This is a genomic window from Paracoccus lutimaris (assembly GCF_003337565.1).
Lineage (GTDB): Bacteria > Pseudomonadota > Alphaproteobacteria > Rhodobacterales > Rhodobacteraceae > Paracoccus > Paracoccus lutimaris.
The window spans coordinates 96,089-111,956 of sequence record NZ_QPJL01000005.1 but is presented as its reverse complement, the minus strand read 5'-3'; the positions used below and the strand labels follow the sequence as shown (position 1 = coordinate 111,956).

At 63.3% G+C, this 15,868-nt stretch carries 17 protein-coding genes; all 17 read left to right on the top strand.

Annotation, left to right across the window (positions count from 1 at the left end):
* The first annotated feature begins 1 nt into the window (after nt 1).
* Nucleotides 2–424, top strand: a complete 423-nt coding sequence (locus DFP89_RS06655; RefSeq protein WP_114348642.1) for a hypothetical protein — start codon at nt 2–4, stop codon at nt 422–424.
* Nucleotides 425–516: 92 nt separating this feature from the next.
* Nucleotides 517–927, top strand: a complete 411-nt coding sequence (locus tag DFP89_RS06650; protein WP_114348744.1) for a DUF5333 domain-containing protein — start codon at nt 517–519, stop codon at nt 925–927.
* An 11-nt stretch (nt 928–938) separates the two neighbouring features.
* On the top strand, nt 939–1,472 hold the full coding sequence (locus tag DFP89_RS06645) for a hypothetical protein (RefSeq protein WP_181870272.1): 534 nt from the start codon (nt 939–941) through the stop codon (nt 1,470–1,472).
* A gap of 52 nt (nt 1,473–1,524) precedes the next feature.
* Entirely contained in the window at nt 1,525–3,546 is a 2,022-nt protein-coding gene (gene nuoG / locus DFP89_RS06640) for an NADH-quinone oxidoreductase subunit NuoG (RefSeq protein ID WP_114348641.1), read from the top strand.
* A gap of 19 nt (nt 3,547–3,565) precedes the next feature.
* Nucleotides 3,566–4,327, top strand: a complete 762-nt coding sequence (locus tag DFP89_RS06635; RefSeq protein ID WP_245948613.1) for a hypothetical protein — start codon at nt 3,566–3,568, stop codon at nt 4,325–4,327.
* A gap of 18 nt (nt 4,328–4,345) precedes the next feature.
* A complete protein-coding gene (gene nuoH / locus DFP89_RS06630; RefSeq protein WP_114348639.1) occupies nt 4,346–5,383 on the top strand; it encodes an NADH-quinone oxidoreductase subunit NuoH in 1,038 nt (345 codons plus the stop codon).
* Between the two features lie 3 nt (nt 5,384–5,386).
* Nucleotides 5,387–5,569, top strand: coding sequence for a hypothetical protein (locus tag DFP89_RS06625; RefSeq protein WP_114348638.1), 183 nt, complete (start codon nt 5,387–5,389; stop codon nt 5,567–5,569).
* Nucleotides 5,569–6,060 carry an NADH-quinone oxidoreductase subunit NuoI gene (gene nuoI, locus DFP89_RS06620; protein WP_114348637.1) on the top strand — a complete coding sequence of 164 codons (492 nt, stop codon included), beginning with the start codon at nt 5,569–5,571 and terminating at the stop codon, nt 6,058–6,060. The genes DFP89_RS06625 and nuoI overlap by 1 nt, the downstream gene beginning before the upstream one ends.
* Nucleotides 6,057–6,461, top strand: a complete 405-nt coding sequence (locus DFP89_RS06615; protein WP_114348636.1) for a carboxymuconolactone decarboxylase family protein — start codon at nt 6,057–6,059, stop codon at nt 6,459–6,461. Before nuoI ends, DFP89_RS06615 begins: the two co-directional genes overlap by 4 nt.
* Nucleotides 6,458–7,060, top strand: coding sequence for an NADH-quinone oxidoreductase subunit J (locus tag DFP89_RS06610; RefSeq protein WP_114348635.1), 603 nt, complete (start codon nt 6,458–6,460; stop codon nt 7,058–7,060). The genes DFP89_RS06615 and DFP89_RS06610 overlap by 4 nt, the downstream gene beginning before the upstream one ends.
* 93 nt (nt 7,061–7,153) lie before the next feature.
* Nucleotides 7,154–7,459 (top strand): NADH-quinone oxidoreductase subunit NuoK, encoded by a 306-nt coding sequence (gene nuoK, locus DFP89_RS06605; protein WP_114348634.1) that lies wholly within the window; start codon nt 7,154–7,156, stop codon nt 7,457–7,459.
* Between the two features lie 6 nt (nt 7,460–7,465).
* The gene (gene nuoL, locus DFP89_RS06600; RefSeq protein WP_114348633.1) at nt 7,466–9,610 is read left to right on the top strand and encodes an NADH-quinone oxidoreductase subunit L; all 2,145 of its coding nucleotides are present in this window, start codon (nt 7,466–7,468) and stop codon (nt 9,608–9,610) included.
* 1 nt (nt 9,611) lies between these two features.
* Nucleotides 9,612–11,153, top strand: coding sequence for an NADH-quinone oxidoreductase subunit M (locus DFP89_RS06595; protein WP_114348632.1), 1,542 nt, complete (start codon nt 9,612–9,614; stop codon nt 11,151–11,153).
* 9 nt (nt 11,154–11,162) lie between these two features.
* Nucleotides 11,163–12,653, top strand: a complete 1,491-nt coding sequence (gene nuoN / locus DFP89_RS06590) for an NADH-quinone oxidoreductase subunit NuoN (protein WP_114348631.1) — start codon at nt 11,163–11,165, stop codon at nt 12,651–12,653.
* Nucleotides 12,646–13,404, top strand: a complete 759-nt coding sequence (locus tag DFP89_RS06585; RefSeq protein WP_114348630.1) for a biotin--[acetyl-CoA-carboxylase] ligase — start codon at nt 12,646–12,648, stop codon at nt 13,402–13,404. Before nuoN ends, DFP89_RS06585 begins: the two co-directional genes overlap by 8 nt.
* Before the next feature lie 3 nt (nt 13,405–13,407).
* On the top strand, nt 13,408–14,190 hold the full coding sequence (locus tag DFP89_RS06580; protein WP_114348629.1) for a type III pantothenate kinase: 783 nt from the start codon (nt 13,408–13,410) through the stop codon (nt 14,188–14,190).
* A complete protein-coding gene (locus tag DFP89_RS06575) occupies nt 14,183–15,859 on the top strand; it encodes a ribonuclease J (protein ID WP_114348628.1) in 1,677 nt (558 codons plus the stop codon). The genes DFP89_RS06580 and DFP89_RS06575 overlap by 8 nt, the downstream gene beginning before the upstream one ends.
* Nucleotides 15,860–15,868: the final 9 nt, after the last annotated feature.

Genomic DNA, 15,868 nt, shown 5'->3' with positions numbered 1-15,868 from the left:
GATGGGTTTCGGACTGGCATACGGGATCATGGCGAAGCGGGGGGCGAAGGCCCTTGCGCTGCTGTGCCTTGCCGGTCTGGCCGCCTGCGCCACAACGGACGCGGAACATCCGCCGATGCTTCTTTCCGTCGATGGCGTCCCGATGAAGGTCTATTTCGCCGCCGACGTCCTTGATTACGTCGAGATCGTCGAAAAGGATCCGGTGACCGGCGAGGAGCTGCGGATCACGCCCAGCCCCGTCGCCTCGGGGCACGCGGTGATCCGCAATGATGGCCAGCCGACCACCGAGGCGGATGAGGGCCGCGCCCGTCAGGCCGCCGCGCATTTCTGCACCAAATCTGGTCAGGGCGCGCCGGGCGCGCTGAGGCTGAATGCGCTCGCCGAGAGTGAGATCCGGGTCTGGTATTTCGGGGGCTGCGCATGAGCGTCTTCACGAAATGCACACCAGCCTGTGTCGGGAGCCTGAACACCCTGCATGTTATGAAGCGCCTTCATGACATGCAGGAGGCAATCGCCATGAAAACCCTGAAAGCCCTGACCGCCGCCGCCATCGCCCTGACCGCGCTGGCCGCGCCCGCCGCAGCACTTGAGCCGCTGTCGCAGGAAAAATACGTCAATGACCGGCTAATCGCCGCGCGCATCGCCGACCGCATCCGCAAGACCTGCCCGACGATCAATGCGCGTATCTTCTATGCCTATGGCGAGGCGCGGAAGCTGCAATCCTATGCCCGCAAAAAGGGCTATTCGGACGAGCAGATCGACGCCTTCCTGGACAGCAAGACCGAGAAAAAGCGCATCTATGCCGTGGCCGAGGATTATCTGGCCCGCAACGGCGCGAAAAAGAACGACCCCGAGAGCTTCTGCAGGATCGGCCGCGCCGAGATGCAGAAGAAGACCATCATCGGCAGCCTGCTGGTGGCGAAATGAGCGGGGGTTGGATGAACAGGATCGGACTGGCGCTGATGGCTGCGGCCGCCGCCGCGATGATCGCGGGGGATGCCTTCGCGGGCGAGGAATCGCAGCCCTTCGCGCCGACTTCGCAGAAATTCTACCTGAATTTCGACATGCTGGCCCCGGCCGATCTGGAATGCGACGCGAGCGGGCCGGGGGTGCGGGTCAAGAAGATGCGCGATATCGCCGGCAAGCCGGTGCTGCGTGTGACCGGGAACGTCTGGGACGCCCAGATCACCTGCTCGCGCCCCGATGGCAGCCGTTATACGACCGACGCCAACCGCGAGCAGTTCTACAACACCGCCGCGCCCTTGCGCGCGACCGTGACATATCAGCGCGACCGCGATGCGATGACTGTGGTCCTGCGTCGTGGCGATGATATCAACGATATCGTCGAGGTGGCGCATAAGTCGTTCCTGCGGGTGGTGCCGGGAAGCCGGTCGATGGACAGCTCTCTGGCCTCGCTGGGCGGAATGAATTCTTCGGGCGCGAATGAGGCGCCGGTCCTTCGGGGCGATTGACAATGCGGTACGGCCAAGGCGGCATGCCCGACATAAAGATGAAGGTGAAGTGATGGCGGATCTTCGCAAGCTCAAGATCGACGACAAGGTGATCGAGGTCGATCCCAACCTGACCCTGATTCAGGCCTGCGAACAGGCCGGGGTCGAGGTGCCGCGCTTTTGCTATCACGAACGCCTGTCCATCGCCGGCAACTGCCGCATGTGTCTGGTCGAGGTCGTCGGCGGCCCGCCCAAGCCCGCCGCATCCTGCGCCATGCAGGTCAAGGACCTGCGCCCCGGCCCCGATGGCGCCCCCTCCGAGGTGCGCACCAACAGCCCGATGGTCCGCAAGGCCCGCGAGGGCGTGATGGAATTCCTGCTGATCAACCACCCGCTGGATTGCCCGATCTGCGATCAGGGCGGCGAATGCGACCTGCAGGATCAGGCCATGGCCTACGGCGTCGATTTCAGTCGCTATCGCGAACCCAAGCGCGCCTCCGAGGACCTGAACCTTGGCCCGCTGGTCGAAACCCACATGACCCGCTGCATCTCCTGCACCCGCTGCGTGCGCTTCACCACCGAGGTCGCGGGCATCACCCAGATGGGCCAGACCGGTCGTGGCGAGGACAGCGAGATCACCTCCTATCTGAACCAGACGCTGGAATCGAACCTTCAGGGCAATATCATCGACCTGTGCCCGGTCGGCGCGCTGGTCTCCAAGCCCTATGCCTTCACCGCCCGGCCGTGGGAACTGACCAAGACCGAGACCGTCGACGTCATGGACGCCCTGGGATCGAACATCCGCGTCGATACCAAGGGCCGCGAAGTCATGCGCATCCTGCCGCGCAACAATGACGGCGTGAACGAGGAATGGATCAACGACAAGACCCGTTTCGTCTGGGACGGGCTGCGTCGCCAGCGTCTGGACAAGCCCTATATCCGCGAAAACGGCCGGCTGCGCCCGGCAAGCTGGCCCGAGGCGCTGGAAACCGCCGCCCGCGCCATGAAGGGCAAGAAGGTCGCCGGCCTGATCGGCGATCTGGTCCCGGTCGAGGCCGCCTTCAGCCTCAAGCAACTGGTCGAGGGTCTGGGCGGCAAGGTGGAATGCCGCACCGACAATGCCCGCCTGCCCATCGGCAACCGCTCGGCCTATGTCGGCACGGCGCGGATCGAGGATATCGACCATGCCGCGATGATCCAGCTGATCGGCACCAACCCGCGCGAAGAGGCGCCGGTGCTGAACGCCCGCATCCGCAAGGCATGGCTGCATGGCGCCAAGGTCGGGCTGGTCGGCGAGCCGGTCGACCTGACCTATGATTACGCGCATCTGGGCAATGACCGCGCGGCGCTGCAAAAGCTCTCGTCGATGGAGATCACCGACGAAACCCGCGCCAAGCCGACCATCGTCATCGTCGGGCAGGGCGCGATCCGCGAAGCCGATGGCGAGGCGGTGCTGGCCCATGCCATGCGTCTGGCCGAGAACTCGAACTCGAAACTGCTGGTCCTGCACACTGCCGCCGCCCGCGTCGGCGCGATGGATGTGGGTGCGGTGACCGAGGGCGGACTGGACGCCGCCATCGACGGCGCCGAGGTCATCTATAACCTTGGCGCGGACGAGGTGGACATCGCCCCCGGCGCCTTCGTGATCTATCAGGGCAGCCATGGTGATCGCGGCGCGCATCGCGCCGACCTGATCCTGCCCGGTGCCTGCTATACCGAGGAAAACGGCCTGTTCGTCAACACCGAGGGCCGTCCGCAACTGGCGCTGCGCGCGAATTTCGCGCCGGGCGAGGGCAAGGAAAACTGGGCTATCCTGCGCGCGCTTTCCGCCGAGCTGGGCAAGACCCAGCCCTGGGACAGCCTTGCCGGGCTGCGCCGCAAGCTCATCGAGGCGGTGCCGCATCTGGCGCAGATCGACCACGTCCCCGAAAACGCATGGCAGCCGCTGACCCGCTTCGATCTGGGCCATGCGAGCTTCCGCTATGCGATCAAGGATTTCTACCTGACCAACCCCATCGCGCGGTCCTCGCCGCTGATGGGCGAGCTTTCGGCAATGGCGGCGGCCCGCAAGGCCACGCCTCTGGCAGCGGAGTAAGGCAATGCGGCGCAGCGCCATGGCACGGTTGATCGGAACGGGGGCGATGCTGACGCTTCTTGTCGCTTGCGGCGGCGAGAAGGGCGAATCGCGTCCCCGCGCCAAGCCCGAGCAACTGGACGTGGCGGTGCTGCACAGCGATGCCGGATCGCCCGACAAGAAGGTGCTGAGCCGGGGCCGCATCTCGACCAAATCGGGCGAGATCCTGATTCTGGAACCCGATGGCTCGGTGACCGAAATGGCGCTGGACAGCTCGGAAGGGCGCGACGCATTCGCCGTGACCGAGGCCGACCTTTTGGCCCTGAACGCCAATCTGGGGCTGGATCTGTCGGGCATGCCGGACATGGCGCCCATCGCACCGCGCGAGCCGACGGCGCAGGAGCGTGCGCTGGCCGAGTTCGCCGCGCGCACCAAGCCGATGCGGCTGAACCTGCCGGCAAGCTTCGCGGCCGAGCCCAAGGATTTCCAGGGCGCCGAGGTCAAGAGCTTCGACAGCAACAAGAAAAGCGGCAACAGCCTTGTCGAAGTGCAGGCCAACCTGCGCCGCGGGGTGGACGCCGACACGGCCTTCGCCTATGCCACATGCGCGCTGGCCAGCTGGGCCGACGCCAACGGGACGCCCTATGCCCGTCACATCCGGACCATTCGGGACGAACGTGACGGCAAGGTGGTCGTCGGATCGGTCTTTACCCTTTCGGGGGAACGTCCGATGGGGCTGACGGTGATGACAACGAAAGACACCTTGCAGGAATGCAAGACACGCGGCATTCCCGCGGCGTGATGAGAGGGACGAAAGATCATGGCTGAATTCTGGGCCTCGACCTACGGTTTCGCGCTTAGCGTGCTTTTGCAGGGGCTGGCGATCATTGCTTTTGTCATGGGCTCGCTGATCTTCATGGTCTATGGCGACCGCAAGATCTGGGCGGCCGTGCAGATGCGCCGCGGCCCGAACGTCGTCGGGCCCTGGGGCCTTTTGCAGACCTTCGCCGACGCGCTGAAATACATCGTCAAGGAAATCGTCATCCCGGCGGGCGCGGACAAGTTCATCTTTTTCCTGGCCCCGTTCCTGTCGATGATGCTGGCGCTGTTCGCCTTTGTCGCCATCCCCTTCGACGAAGGCTGGGTGATGGCCAATATCAACGTCGGCATCCTGTTCATCTTCGCCGCCTCGTCGCTTGAGGTTTACGGCTCGATCATGGGCGGCTGGGCCTCGAACTCGAAATATCCGTTCCTGGCGTCGCTGCGCTCGGCTTCGCAGATGATCTCCTACGAGGTCTCGATGGGGCTGATCATCATCGGCATCATCATTTCGACCGGCTCGATGAACCTGACCGAGATCGTCCATGCCCAGAAAGGCGATTACGGCCTGCTGAACTGGTACTGGCTGCCGCATCTGCCGATGGTGGTGCTGTTCTTCGTCTCGGCGCTGGCCGAGACCAACCGCCCGCCCTTTGACCTTGCCGAGGCGGAATCGGAACTGGTCGCCGGCCACATGGTCGAATATTCCTCGACGCCCTATCTGCTGTTCATGGCCGGTGAATACATCGCCATCTATCTGATGTGCGCGCTGCTTTCGCTGCTGTTCTTCGGCGGCTGGCTGTCGCCGGTGCCGTTCATCGCCGATGGCTGGTGGTGGATGGTCATCAAGATGTGGTTCTGGTTCTACATGTTCTCGATGGTGAAGGCGATCGTGCCGCGCTATCGCTATGACCAGCTGATGCGGATCGGCTGGAAGGTGTTCCTGCCCTTGTCGCTGGGCTGGGTGGTGCTGATCGCCATCCTGGCGCGCTACGAGGTTCTGGGCGGTTTCTGGGCCCGTTACGCGATCGGAGGATAGGCCATGTATTCCAACAAGCTAGCCGAGGCCCTTGCCCAAGCCAGTGAGACCGACAAGGTGGAACTGGCGCATTTCCTCGCCAATAATGTAGACAATGGCGAACATGCCAAGGACAGCGCCTTTGTCCGTGGCCTCGTCGCCGCCTTTGACCGCTTCGCGGCCCCGCGCAAGGGAGAGCGTTTCTGATGGCTTTCGATTTCGCGCGGGCGACCAAATATTTCCTGATGTGGGACTTCATCAAGGGCTTTGGCCTTGGGATGCGCTATTTCGTGTCGCCCAAGCCGACCCTGAACTATCCCCATGAAAAGGGCCCGCTGAGCCCGCGTTTCCGCGGCGAACACGCGCTGCGCCGCTATCCCAATGGCGAGGAACGCTGCATCGCCTGCAAACTCTGCGAGGCGGTCTGCCCGGCGCAGGCGATCACCATCGACGCCGAACCGCGCGAGGACGGCTCGCGCCGCACCACGCGCTATGACATCGACATGACCAAATGCATCTATTGCGGCTTCTGCCAGGAAGCCTGCCCGGTCGATGCCATCGTCGAGGGACCGAACTTCGAATACGCGACCGAGACCCGCGAAGAGCTGTTCTACGACAAGCAGAAGCTGCTGGCGAATGGCGAGCGCTGGGAATCCGAGATTGCCCGCAACCTTCAGCTGGATGCGCCCTACAGATGACCGACGCGTTCACCAAGCTTTTCGCGCAGATGATGGCCTCGGGCCAGGAAATGGCGCGCGCCTTCAATCCGGCGCTGGAAACCGTCGATATGCGCGCCATGGAAAAGCTGGTGCCGACGATGCCGGCCGACATGCTGGAGATGTGGTTCGGCAAGACCTTCAACCGCGAGGGGCTGGACGCCAAGACGCGCCTGCTTCTGACCATTGGCGCGATCACCGTTCAGGGCGCGCTGGCCGAGCCGCAGCTGCGCCTGACCATCCGTCAGGCGCTGGCGGCCGGCGCCACGAAACGCGAGATCGCCGAGACGATCTTTCAAATGAGCATGTTCGGCGGGTTGCCTGCGATGCAGAAGGCCCTTGAGATCGCCCAGAGCGTCTATGCCGAGGAGGACGAGGAATGATGATCTTTGCATTCTACCTGTTTGCGATCAGTGCCTGTGTTGCGGGCTTCATGGTCGTGATCGGGCGCAATCCGGTGCATTCGGTGTTGTGGCTGATCCTTGCCTTCCTGTCGGCCTCGGGGCTGTTCGTGCTGCAGGGTGCCGAATTCGTCGCCATGCTGCTGATCGTGGTTTATGTCGGCGCGGTGGCGGTGCTGTTCCTGTTCGTCGTCATGATGCTGGACGTGGACTTTGCCGAGCTGAAGGGCGAGTTGGCGCGGTCGCTGCCGCTGGGACTGCTGATCGGGCTGGTGCTGCTGGCGCAGCTGGGCATGGCGCTGTCGGGCTGGACCTCGGCGGATAGTGCCGAAAGCCTGCGCGCCGCGCCGATTGTCGAGGGGGTGCAGAACACCCGTGGCTTGGGCATGCTGCTTTATGACCGCTATGCGCTGATGTTCCAGTTGGCCGGCCTTGTGCTGCTGGTCGCGATGATTGGCGCCATCGTGCTGACCATGCGCCACCGCAAGGACGTCAAGCGTCAGAACGTGCTGGAACAGATGTGGCGCGATCCGGCCAAGCAGCTGGAACTGAAGGATGTCAAGCCGGGGCAGGGGCTGTAAGTCCGGCCTTGGCCAGCCAACCGGGATCGCCCCTCGCGGTCCCAGCAGCGATTAGAATATTCAACGGGTGAACGACCCGGAGGGACCAGGACGATGATCGGATTGACACATTATCTTGTGGTGGGGGCGATACTTTTCGTCACCGGCGTTTTCGGCATCTTCGTGAACCGAAAGAACGTCATCGTCATCCTGATGTCGATCGAGCTGATGCTTCTGGCGGTCAACATCAACTTCGTCGCCTTCTCGACCCATCTGGGCGATCTGGCGGGGCAGGTCTTCACCATGTTCATCCTGACCGTCGCCGCCGCCGAGGCAGCCATCGGCCTTGCGATCCTGGTGGTATTCTTCCGCAACCGCGGCACCATCGCGGTCGAAGACGTCAACGTGATGAAGGGGTAAGCGGATATGGAAAAGATCATCCTGTTTGCCCCCCTGATCGCCTCGATCATCGCCGGCCTTGGCTGGCGCATCATCGGCGAAAAGGCCGCGCAATACCTGACCACGGGCATCCTGTTTCTGTGCTGCGCGCTCAGCTGGTATGTCTTTCTGACCTTTGACGGCGTGCCGAAGCATATCCCGGTGCTGGATTGGGTCGTCTCGGGCGATTTCCACGCCGAATGGTCGATCCGCATCGACCGGCTGACGGCGATCATGCTGATCGTGGTGAACACGGTCTCGGCGCTCGTTCATATGTATTCGCTGGGCTACATGGCCCATGACGACAACTTCACCCATGACGAGCATTACAAGGCGCGTTTCTTCGCCTATCTGTCCTTCTTTACCTTTGCCATGCTGATGCTGGTGACGGCCGACAACCTCTTGCAGATGTTCTTCGGCTGGGAGGGCGTGGGCGTCGCCTCGTATCTGCTGATCGGTTTCTACTACAAGAAACAGTCGGCGGGCGCGGCGGCGATGAAGGCCTTTATCGTCAACCGTGTCGGCGACTTCGGATTCCTGCTGGGCATGTTCGGGCTTTACTGGCTGACCGGCTCGATCCAGTTCGACGAGATCTTCGCGCAGGTCCCGGAAATCGCCCAGACCAATATGCATTTCCTGTGGGCGGACTGGAACGCGGCGAACCTGCTTGGGTTCCTGTTGTTCGTGGGTGCCATGGGCAAGTCGGCGCAACTTTTGCTGCACACCTGGTTGCCTGATGCGATGGAGGGTCCGACCCCGGTTTCGGCCCTGATCCATGCCGCGACCATGGTGACCGCGGGTGTGTTTCTGGTCTGCCGCATGTCGCCGCTTTACGAATTCGCGCCGGATGCCAAGAACTTCATCGTCATCATTGGCGCGACCACGGCGTTCTTTGCCGCGACGGTCGGTCTGGTCCAGAACGACATCAAGCGCGTCATCGCCTATTCGACCTGTTCGCAGCTGGGCTACATGTTCGTGGCGGCGGGCGTCGGCGTCTATTCGGCGGCGATGTTCCACCTGCTGACCCACGCCTTCTTCAAGGCCATGCTGTTCCTTGGCGCCGGTTCGGTCATCCATGCGATGCATCATGAACAGGACATGCGCAACTATGGCGGGCTGCGCAAGAAAGTCCCGCTGACCTATTGGGCGATGATGATCGGCACCTTTGCCATCACCGGCGTGGGCATTCCGCTGACCACCATCGGCTTTGCCGGCTTCCTGTCCAAGGACGCGATCATCGAAAGCGCATGGGCGGGCAACTCCTATGCCTTCTGGATGCTGGTCATCGCGGCCTGCTTCACCAGCTTCTATTCGTGGCGGCTGATCTTCCTGACCTTCTATGGCAAGCCGCGCGGCGACCATCATGCCCATGACCATGCGCATGAAAGCCCGCCGGTCATGACCATTCCGCTGGGCGTACTGGCCGTCGGCGCGGTCTTTGCCGGCATGGTCTGGTATGGCCCGTTCTTCGGCAGCCATGACAAGGTCGTCAGCTTCTTCCACATCCCCGGCGGCCATGAAGCTTCCGAGGGGGGCCATGCCGAGGCCGGGGGTCACGCCACCGCCGAGGCCCCGGTTGAGCATGCCGCGACCGAACACGCCGCGACCGAGGCCGCTCCGGCTGCCGAGGGTGAACATGCCGCCCCCGCCGCCGAGGGGGAGCATGCGGCTGTCGCCGCCCCTGTCGGAGGCGCGATCTATATGGCGCCGGACAACCACATCATGGACGAGGCGCATCACGCCCCGGCCTGGGTCAAGACCTCGCCCTTTATCGCCATGGTTCTGGGGCTGATCGTCGCCTGGCTCTTCTATATCGTCGATCCGACCGCGCCGCGCCGTCTGGCCGCGCAACAGCGGGGGCTGTATCAGTTCCTGCTCAACAAATGGTATTTCGACGAGATCTATAACTTCATCTTCGTCCGTCCGACGCTGTGGCTGGGCCGCATGCTCTGGAAAAAGGGCGATGGAGAGGTTATCGACGGCACCATCAACGGCGTCGCCATGGGGCTGATCCCACGGCTGACCCGCGCGGCGGTCCGCGTGCAATCGGGCTATCTGTTCCACTACGCCTTTGCCATGGTTCTTGGCATCGTGGGCTTGCTGATCTGGGTGATGATGCGGGGCGCGCACTGACATGACGAACCTTCTTTCCATCATCACCTTCCTGCCGATCGTCGCGGCGATCATCATGGCCCTGTTCCTGCGTGGCGGGGACGCGGCGGCTGACCGCAATGCCAAATGGCTGGCGCTGCTGACCACGACGGCGACCTTTATCATCTCGCTGTTCGTACTGTTCCGGTTCGATCCGGCGAATACCGGCTTCCAGTTCGTCGAGGACCACCCCTGGATCATGGGGCTGCGCTACAAGATGGGCGTGGACGGCATCTCGGTGCTGTTCGTGCTGCTGACCACCTTCATGATGCCTCTGACCATTCTTTCGACTTGGACGGTCGAGACCAAGGTCAAGGAATACATGATCGCCTTCCTTGTGCTTGAGGGGCTGATGATCGGCGTCTTCACCGCGCTGGATCTGGTGCTGTTCTACCTGTTCTTCGAGGCAGGGCTGATCCCGATGTTCCTGATCATCGGCATCTGGGGCGGCAAGGACCGCATCTATGCGGCCTTCAAGTTCTTCCTTTATACCTTCCTTGGCTCGGTGCTGATGCTGGTGGCGATGATCGCCATGTACCGCATGTCCGGGACCACGGACATCGTGGCGCTGCTGCAATATCCGTTCCCCTCGGACACCTATCGCCTGCTGGGGATCACCATTGTCGGCGGCACGCAGACCCTGCTGTTCCTGGCCTTCTTTGCCAGCTTTGCGGTCAAGATGCCGATGTGGCCGGTCCATACCTGGTTGCCCGATGCCCACGTTCAGGCGCCGACCGCCGGTTCGGTCCTGCTGGCCGCAGTTCTGCTGAAGATGGGCGGCTATGGCTTCCTGCGCTTTTCGCTGCCGATGTTCCCGGTCGCCAGCGACATTTTGCAGGACTTCGTCTTCTGGCTGTCGGCCATTGCCATCGTCTATACCTCGCTGGTGGCGCTGGCACAGTCGGACATGAAGAAGGTCATTGCCTATTCCTCGGTCGCCCATATGGGCTACGTGACCATGGGGATCTTTGCCGCCAATCAGGTCGGCGTCGATGGCGCCATCTTCCAGATGCTGTCGCACGGCTTCATCTCGGGCGCGCTGTTTCTGTGCGTGGGCGTCATCTATGACCGCATGCACACGCGCGAGATCGACGCCTATGGCGGGCTTGTGAACCGGATGCCGGCCTATGCCGCCGTGTTCATGTTCTTTACCATGGCGAACGTTGGCCTGCCCGGCACCTCGGGTTTTGTGGGCGAGTTCCTGACCCTGCTGGGCACGTTCCGCGAAAACACTTGGGTCGCCTTTGTCGCGGCCACGGGCGTGATCCTGTCGGCGGCCTATGCGCTGTGGCTTTACCGCCGCGTGACCTTGGGCCAGCTGATCAAGGAAAGCCTGAAATCGATCACCGACATGACCCCGCGTGAGCGCTGGGTCTTCATTCCGCTGATCGCCATGACGCTGATCCTGGGCGTTTATCCGCGCCTTGCCACCGATGTGACCGGCCCCTCTGTTGCCGCGCTGATCGACCACTACAACCAAAGCCAGCCCGAGGCGCCCGTCGCCACGGCTGAAGCCAGCCACTAGGGGGCAGCCATGACCTCGCTCGATTTCTCGACCATTCTGCCCGAGGTGGTTCTGGCCGCATATGCCCTGATCGCCTTGCTGGCGGGGGCCTACTTCGGCAAGGACAAGCTGGCCTCGACGCTGCTTTGGGCCACGGTCGCCATGTTCCTGATCGTCGCGGCCATGCTGGGCCTGGGCACGCATGAGGATGAGACGGCCTTTTACGGCATGTTCATCGATGACGGCTTCTCGCGCTTTGCCAAGGTGGTGATCCTGATCGCCGCCGCCGCCGTCATGGCCACCAGCGCCGATTACATGCAGCGCCGCAACATGCTGCGCTTTGAGTTCCCGATCATCGTCGCGCTGGCGGTCTTGGGGATGATGTTCATGGTCTCGGCCGGCGATCTTCTGACGCTGTATATGGGGCTTGAGCTGCAATCGCTATCGCTTTACGTCGTCGCCGCCATGCGCCGCGACTCGGCCCGTTCGTCCGAGGCAGGCCTGAAATATTTCGTGCTGGGTTCGCTGAGTTCCGGTCTGCTGCTTTACGGCGCCTCGCTGGTTTACGGCTTTGCCGGCACCACCAGCTTTGAGGGCATCATCACCGTAATCAATGCCGGCCACCTGTCGCTGGGCGTGCTGTTTGGTCTGGTCTTCATGCTGGTCGGTCTGGCCTTCAAGGTCTCGGCCGTGCCCTTCCACATGTGGACGCCCGACGTTTACGAAGGCTCGCCCACGCCGGTCACCGCCTTCTTTGCCACCGCACCCAAGGTCGCGGCCATGGCGCTGATCGCGCGGCTGGTCTTTGACGCCTTCGGCCATGTCATCGGCGACTGGAGCCAGATCGTCGCCGCGCTGGCGGTGATGTCGATGTTCCTTGGCTCGATCGCCGGTATCGGCCAGACCAATATCAAGCGTCTGATGGCCTATTCCTCGATCGCGCATATGGGCTTTGCGCTGGTCGGCCTTGCCGCCGGCACCACGCTGGGCGTGCAGGCGATGCTGGTCTATATGGCCATCTATGCGGTGATGAATGTCGGCACCTTCGCCTTCATCCTGTCGATGGAACGCGACGGCGTACCGGTCACCGATCTGGCCTCGCTGAACCGCTTTGCCTGGACCGATCCGGTCAAGGGGCTGGCGATGCTGGTCCTGATGTTCAGCCTTGCGGGCGTGCCGCCGATGCTGGGCTTTTTCGCGAAATACGCCGTGCTGACGGCGGCGGTCGATGCGGGCATGGGCTGGCTTGCGGTGCTGGGCGTGATCGCCTCGGTCATCGGGGCGTTCTATTACCTGCGTATCGTCTATTACATGTATTTCGGCGCCGAGAGCGAGGGCGTGACCAGCCGCATGGGCGCGGTGCAATATGTCGGCCTGATGGTTCCGGCGCTGCTGATGGTTGTCGGCGCGATCAACATGTTCGGCGTCGATACCGCTGCGGGCCGTGCCGCCGAAACGCTGGTGGGGCCTGTCATCGCCAGCCAGCCAGCCGCCGCAGCCGAGCCTGCGCACGTTGAGTGACGCCTGGCCCGAGGGCGTGGCCCGCCATGTGCTGGCCCGCACCGACAGCACCAATGCCGAGGCGCTGCGACTGGCGCCCGGCCTTTCCGGTCCCGCATGGATCATGGCGCGCGAACAGACGGCGGCAAGGGGCCGCCGCGGTCGCGGCTGGGCGATGCCGGCCGGAAACTTCGCCGGCACGCTGGTTCTAAGGCCCAAGGGCGGGCCAGCCGGGGCGGCGCAACTGTCCTTTGTCGCGGCGCTGGCGCTTTACGACGCGCTTGGCGATGCCTGCGGTCCCGCCGCGCGGCTGGCGATCAAATGGCCCAATGACGTGCTTCTGAATGGCGGCAAGGTCGCGGGGATTCTGCTGGAAAGCGCGGGCTCCGGCATCGGCCTGCAGGCGGTGGCCGTGGGCATCGGCGTCAATCTGGCCGCCGCGCCCGAAACTGCCGCGCTTGAGCAGGGCGCCGTCACCCCTGTTTCGGTCAAGGGTGAGACCGGCCATACCGTCCCGCCCGAGGAGTTCCTGGACCTTCTGGCCGTGGCCTTTGCCCGCTGGCAGGGGCAGTTGGACACTTACGGCTTTGCGCCGATCCGCAATGCCTGGCTGGCCCGCGCCGCGAAACTGGGCGAGCCGATCATCGCCCGCACCGGCGGCACCGAAAGCCATGGCATTTTTGAGGGCATCGACGAAGGCGGCGCGCTGATCCTGAAAGCCGCTTCGGGGCGGCAGGTCATTCCCGCCGCCGATGTCTATTTCACGGGCTAGATCATGCTGCTGTGCATCGATACCGGAAACACCAACAGCGTCTTCTCGATCTGGGACGGGGAGAAATTCCTGTCGCATTGGCGCATCTCGACCGATCACCGGCGCACGGCGGATGAATATTTCGTCTGGTTGCAGACCATGATCAGCCTGCGCCATTTCGACCTGGATATCGACGCCTGCATCATCTCGACCACGGCGCCGCGCGTGCTGTTCAATCTGCGCGTCCTCTGCAACCGCTATTTCAACACCCGCCCGCTGGTCGTCGGCAAGCCCGAGACGCGGCTGCCGGTGGCTCCCCGCGTCGATTTCGGCACCGTGGTCGGGCCGGACCGGCTGGTGAATACCGTTGCGGCCTTTGACCGTCACGGGCCGGACCTGATCGTGGTCGATTTCGGCACCGCGACCACCTTCGATGTGGTCGATACGGACGGCGCCTATATCGGCGGCGTCATCGCGCCGGGCGTGAACCTGTCGCTTGAGGCGCTGCACATGGCCGCTGCCGCGCTGCCCCATGTCGATGTGACCATGCCCGAAAAGGTGATCGGCACCAATACCGTCGCCTGTATCCAGTCGGGCATCTATTGGGGCTATATCGGCCTGACACAGGGCATTGTCGACAAGATCCGGCAGGAACGCGCCCGGCCGATGAAGGTGATTGCCACCGGCGGGCTTGCGCCGCTCTTCGATCAGGGTTTTGATCTGTTCGATGCCATCGAGGACGATCTGACCATGCACGGTCTGCGTCTGATACATGATTATAATAACAAGGAGACAGGGCATGGCTGAACGCCTGATCTATCTGCCGCTGGGCGGCGCGGGCGAAATCGGCATGAACGCCTATGTCTATGGCTATGGCGAGCCGGGGCGCGAACGGCTGATCGTCGTCGATCTGGGCGTGACCTTTGGCGACATGGACAGCGCGCCGGGGATCGACCTGATCATGGCCGATCTGGCCTGGCTCGAGGCGAACCGCAACCGCATTGACGCGATCTTCATCACCCATGGGCACGAAGATCACGTCGGCGCGCTTGGCCTTTTGTGGCCCAAGCTGCAAAAGCCGGTGCATTGCCGCCGCTTTACCGGCGCGCTTGCGCGGCTGAAGCTGGAAGAGGCGGGCCAGCCCACCGACCAGCTGCATATCCACGCGCCGCGTCCGGCAGTGGTCGAGGCAGGCCCCTTCAAGGTGCAGTTCGTGCCGGTCAGCCACTCGATCCCGGAAAGCTCGGCGCTGATCATCGACACGCCTGCGGGCCGGATCGTCCATACCGGCGACTTCAAGCTGGACGGCACCCCCGTGGTCGGCGAGGCGTTCGACCCGATTCTGTGGCATGAGATCGCCCATGAAGGGCAGGGAATCAAGGTCCTGACCTGCGATTCGACCAACGTCTTTTCACCCCATCCCGGTCGCTCCGAGGCGATCCTGGCCAATCCGATCCTGGATTTCGTCATGGGGCAAAAGCAGATGGTGGTGGCAACGACCTTCGCCAGCAACATCGCCCGCCTGCGCACGCTGGCCGAGGCGGGCGTCGCGGCCGGGCGCAAGATCTGCCTTCTGGGCCGCGCCATGCGTCGCATGATCACGGTGGCGACCGAAACCGGCATTCTTGACCGCTTTCCCGCCGTGATCGGCCCGGAAGAGGCGGCAGACCTGCCCCGCGACAAGGTCATGCTGATCGTCACCGGCTCGCAGGGCGAGCGCCGGGCCGCCAGCGCGCAGCTGTCGCGCGGCCGCTATCTGGGGGTCGAGCTGAAAGAGGGGGACAGCTTCCTGTTTTCCTCGCGCACGATTCCGGGCAATGAGCGCGGCGTGATCCGCATCATGAATGCGCTCAGCGAAAAGGGCGTCGATCTTTATGATGCCGATGACGGGGTCTATCACGTCTCGGGCCACGCGAACCGCCCGGATATCCAGGCGGTGCATGAGCTGCTGAAACCGCAGATCGTCATTCCCATGCATGGCGAGCATATGCACCTGCGCGAGCATGCAAAGCTGGCCGAGGCCCGCGGCATCGCCTCGGCCATCGCCACCAACGGCACCATGCTGGACCTGACCGGGGATGCGCCGCGCGTCGTCGACCAGATCGATACCGGCCGGCTGTATCTGGACGGCTCGGTGCTGATCGGCGCCATGGACGGGGTCGTGCGCGACCGCATCCGCATGGCGCTGAACGGTCATGCCACGGTCTCGGTCATCATCGACGAGGACGACAATCCCTTGCCCGATGCCTGGGTCGAGCTGTCGGGCCTGCCCGAAACCGGCCGTGCCGGTGTACCGCTGGCCAGCAATATCGAAAGCGAACTGGCCGAGTTCCTTGAGCGCGTCGATGGCAAGGTCGTCATGGATGACGACAAGCTTGAGGACGGGATCCGCAAGATCACCCGTCAGGTCGCGATGGAGGAAATCGGCAAGAAGCCCGAGGTGACGGTGATCATCTCGCGTCTGGCGGCGGAATGACTTGACCTT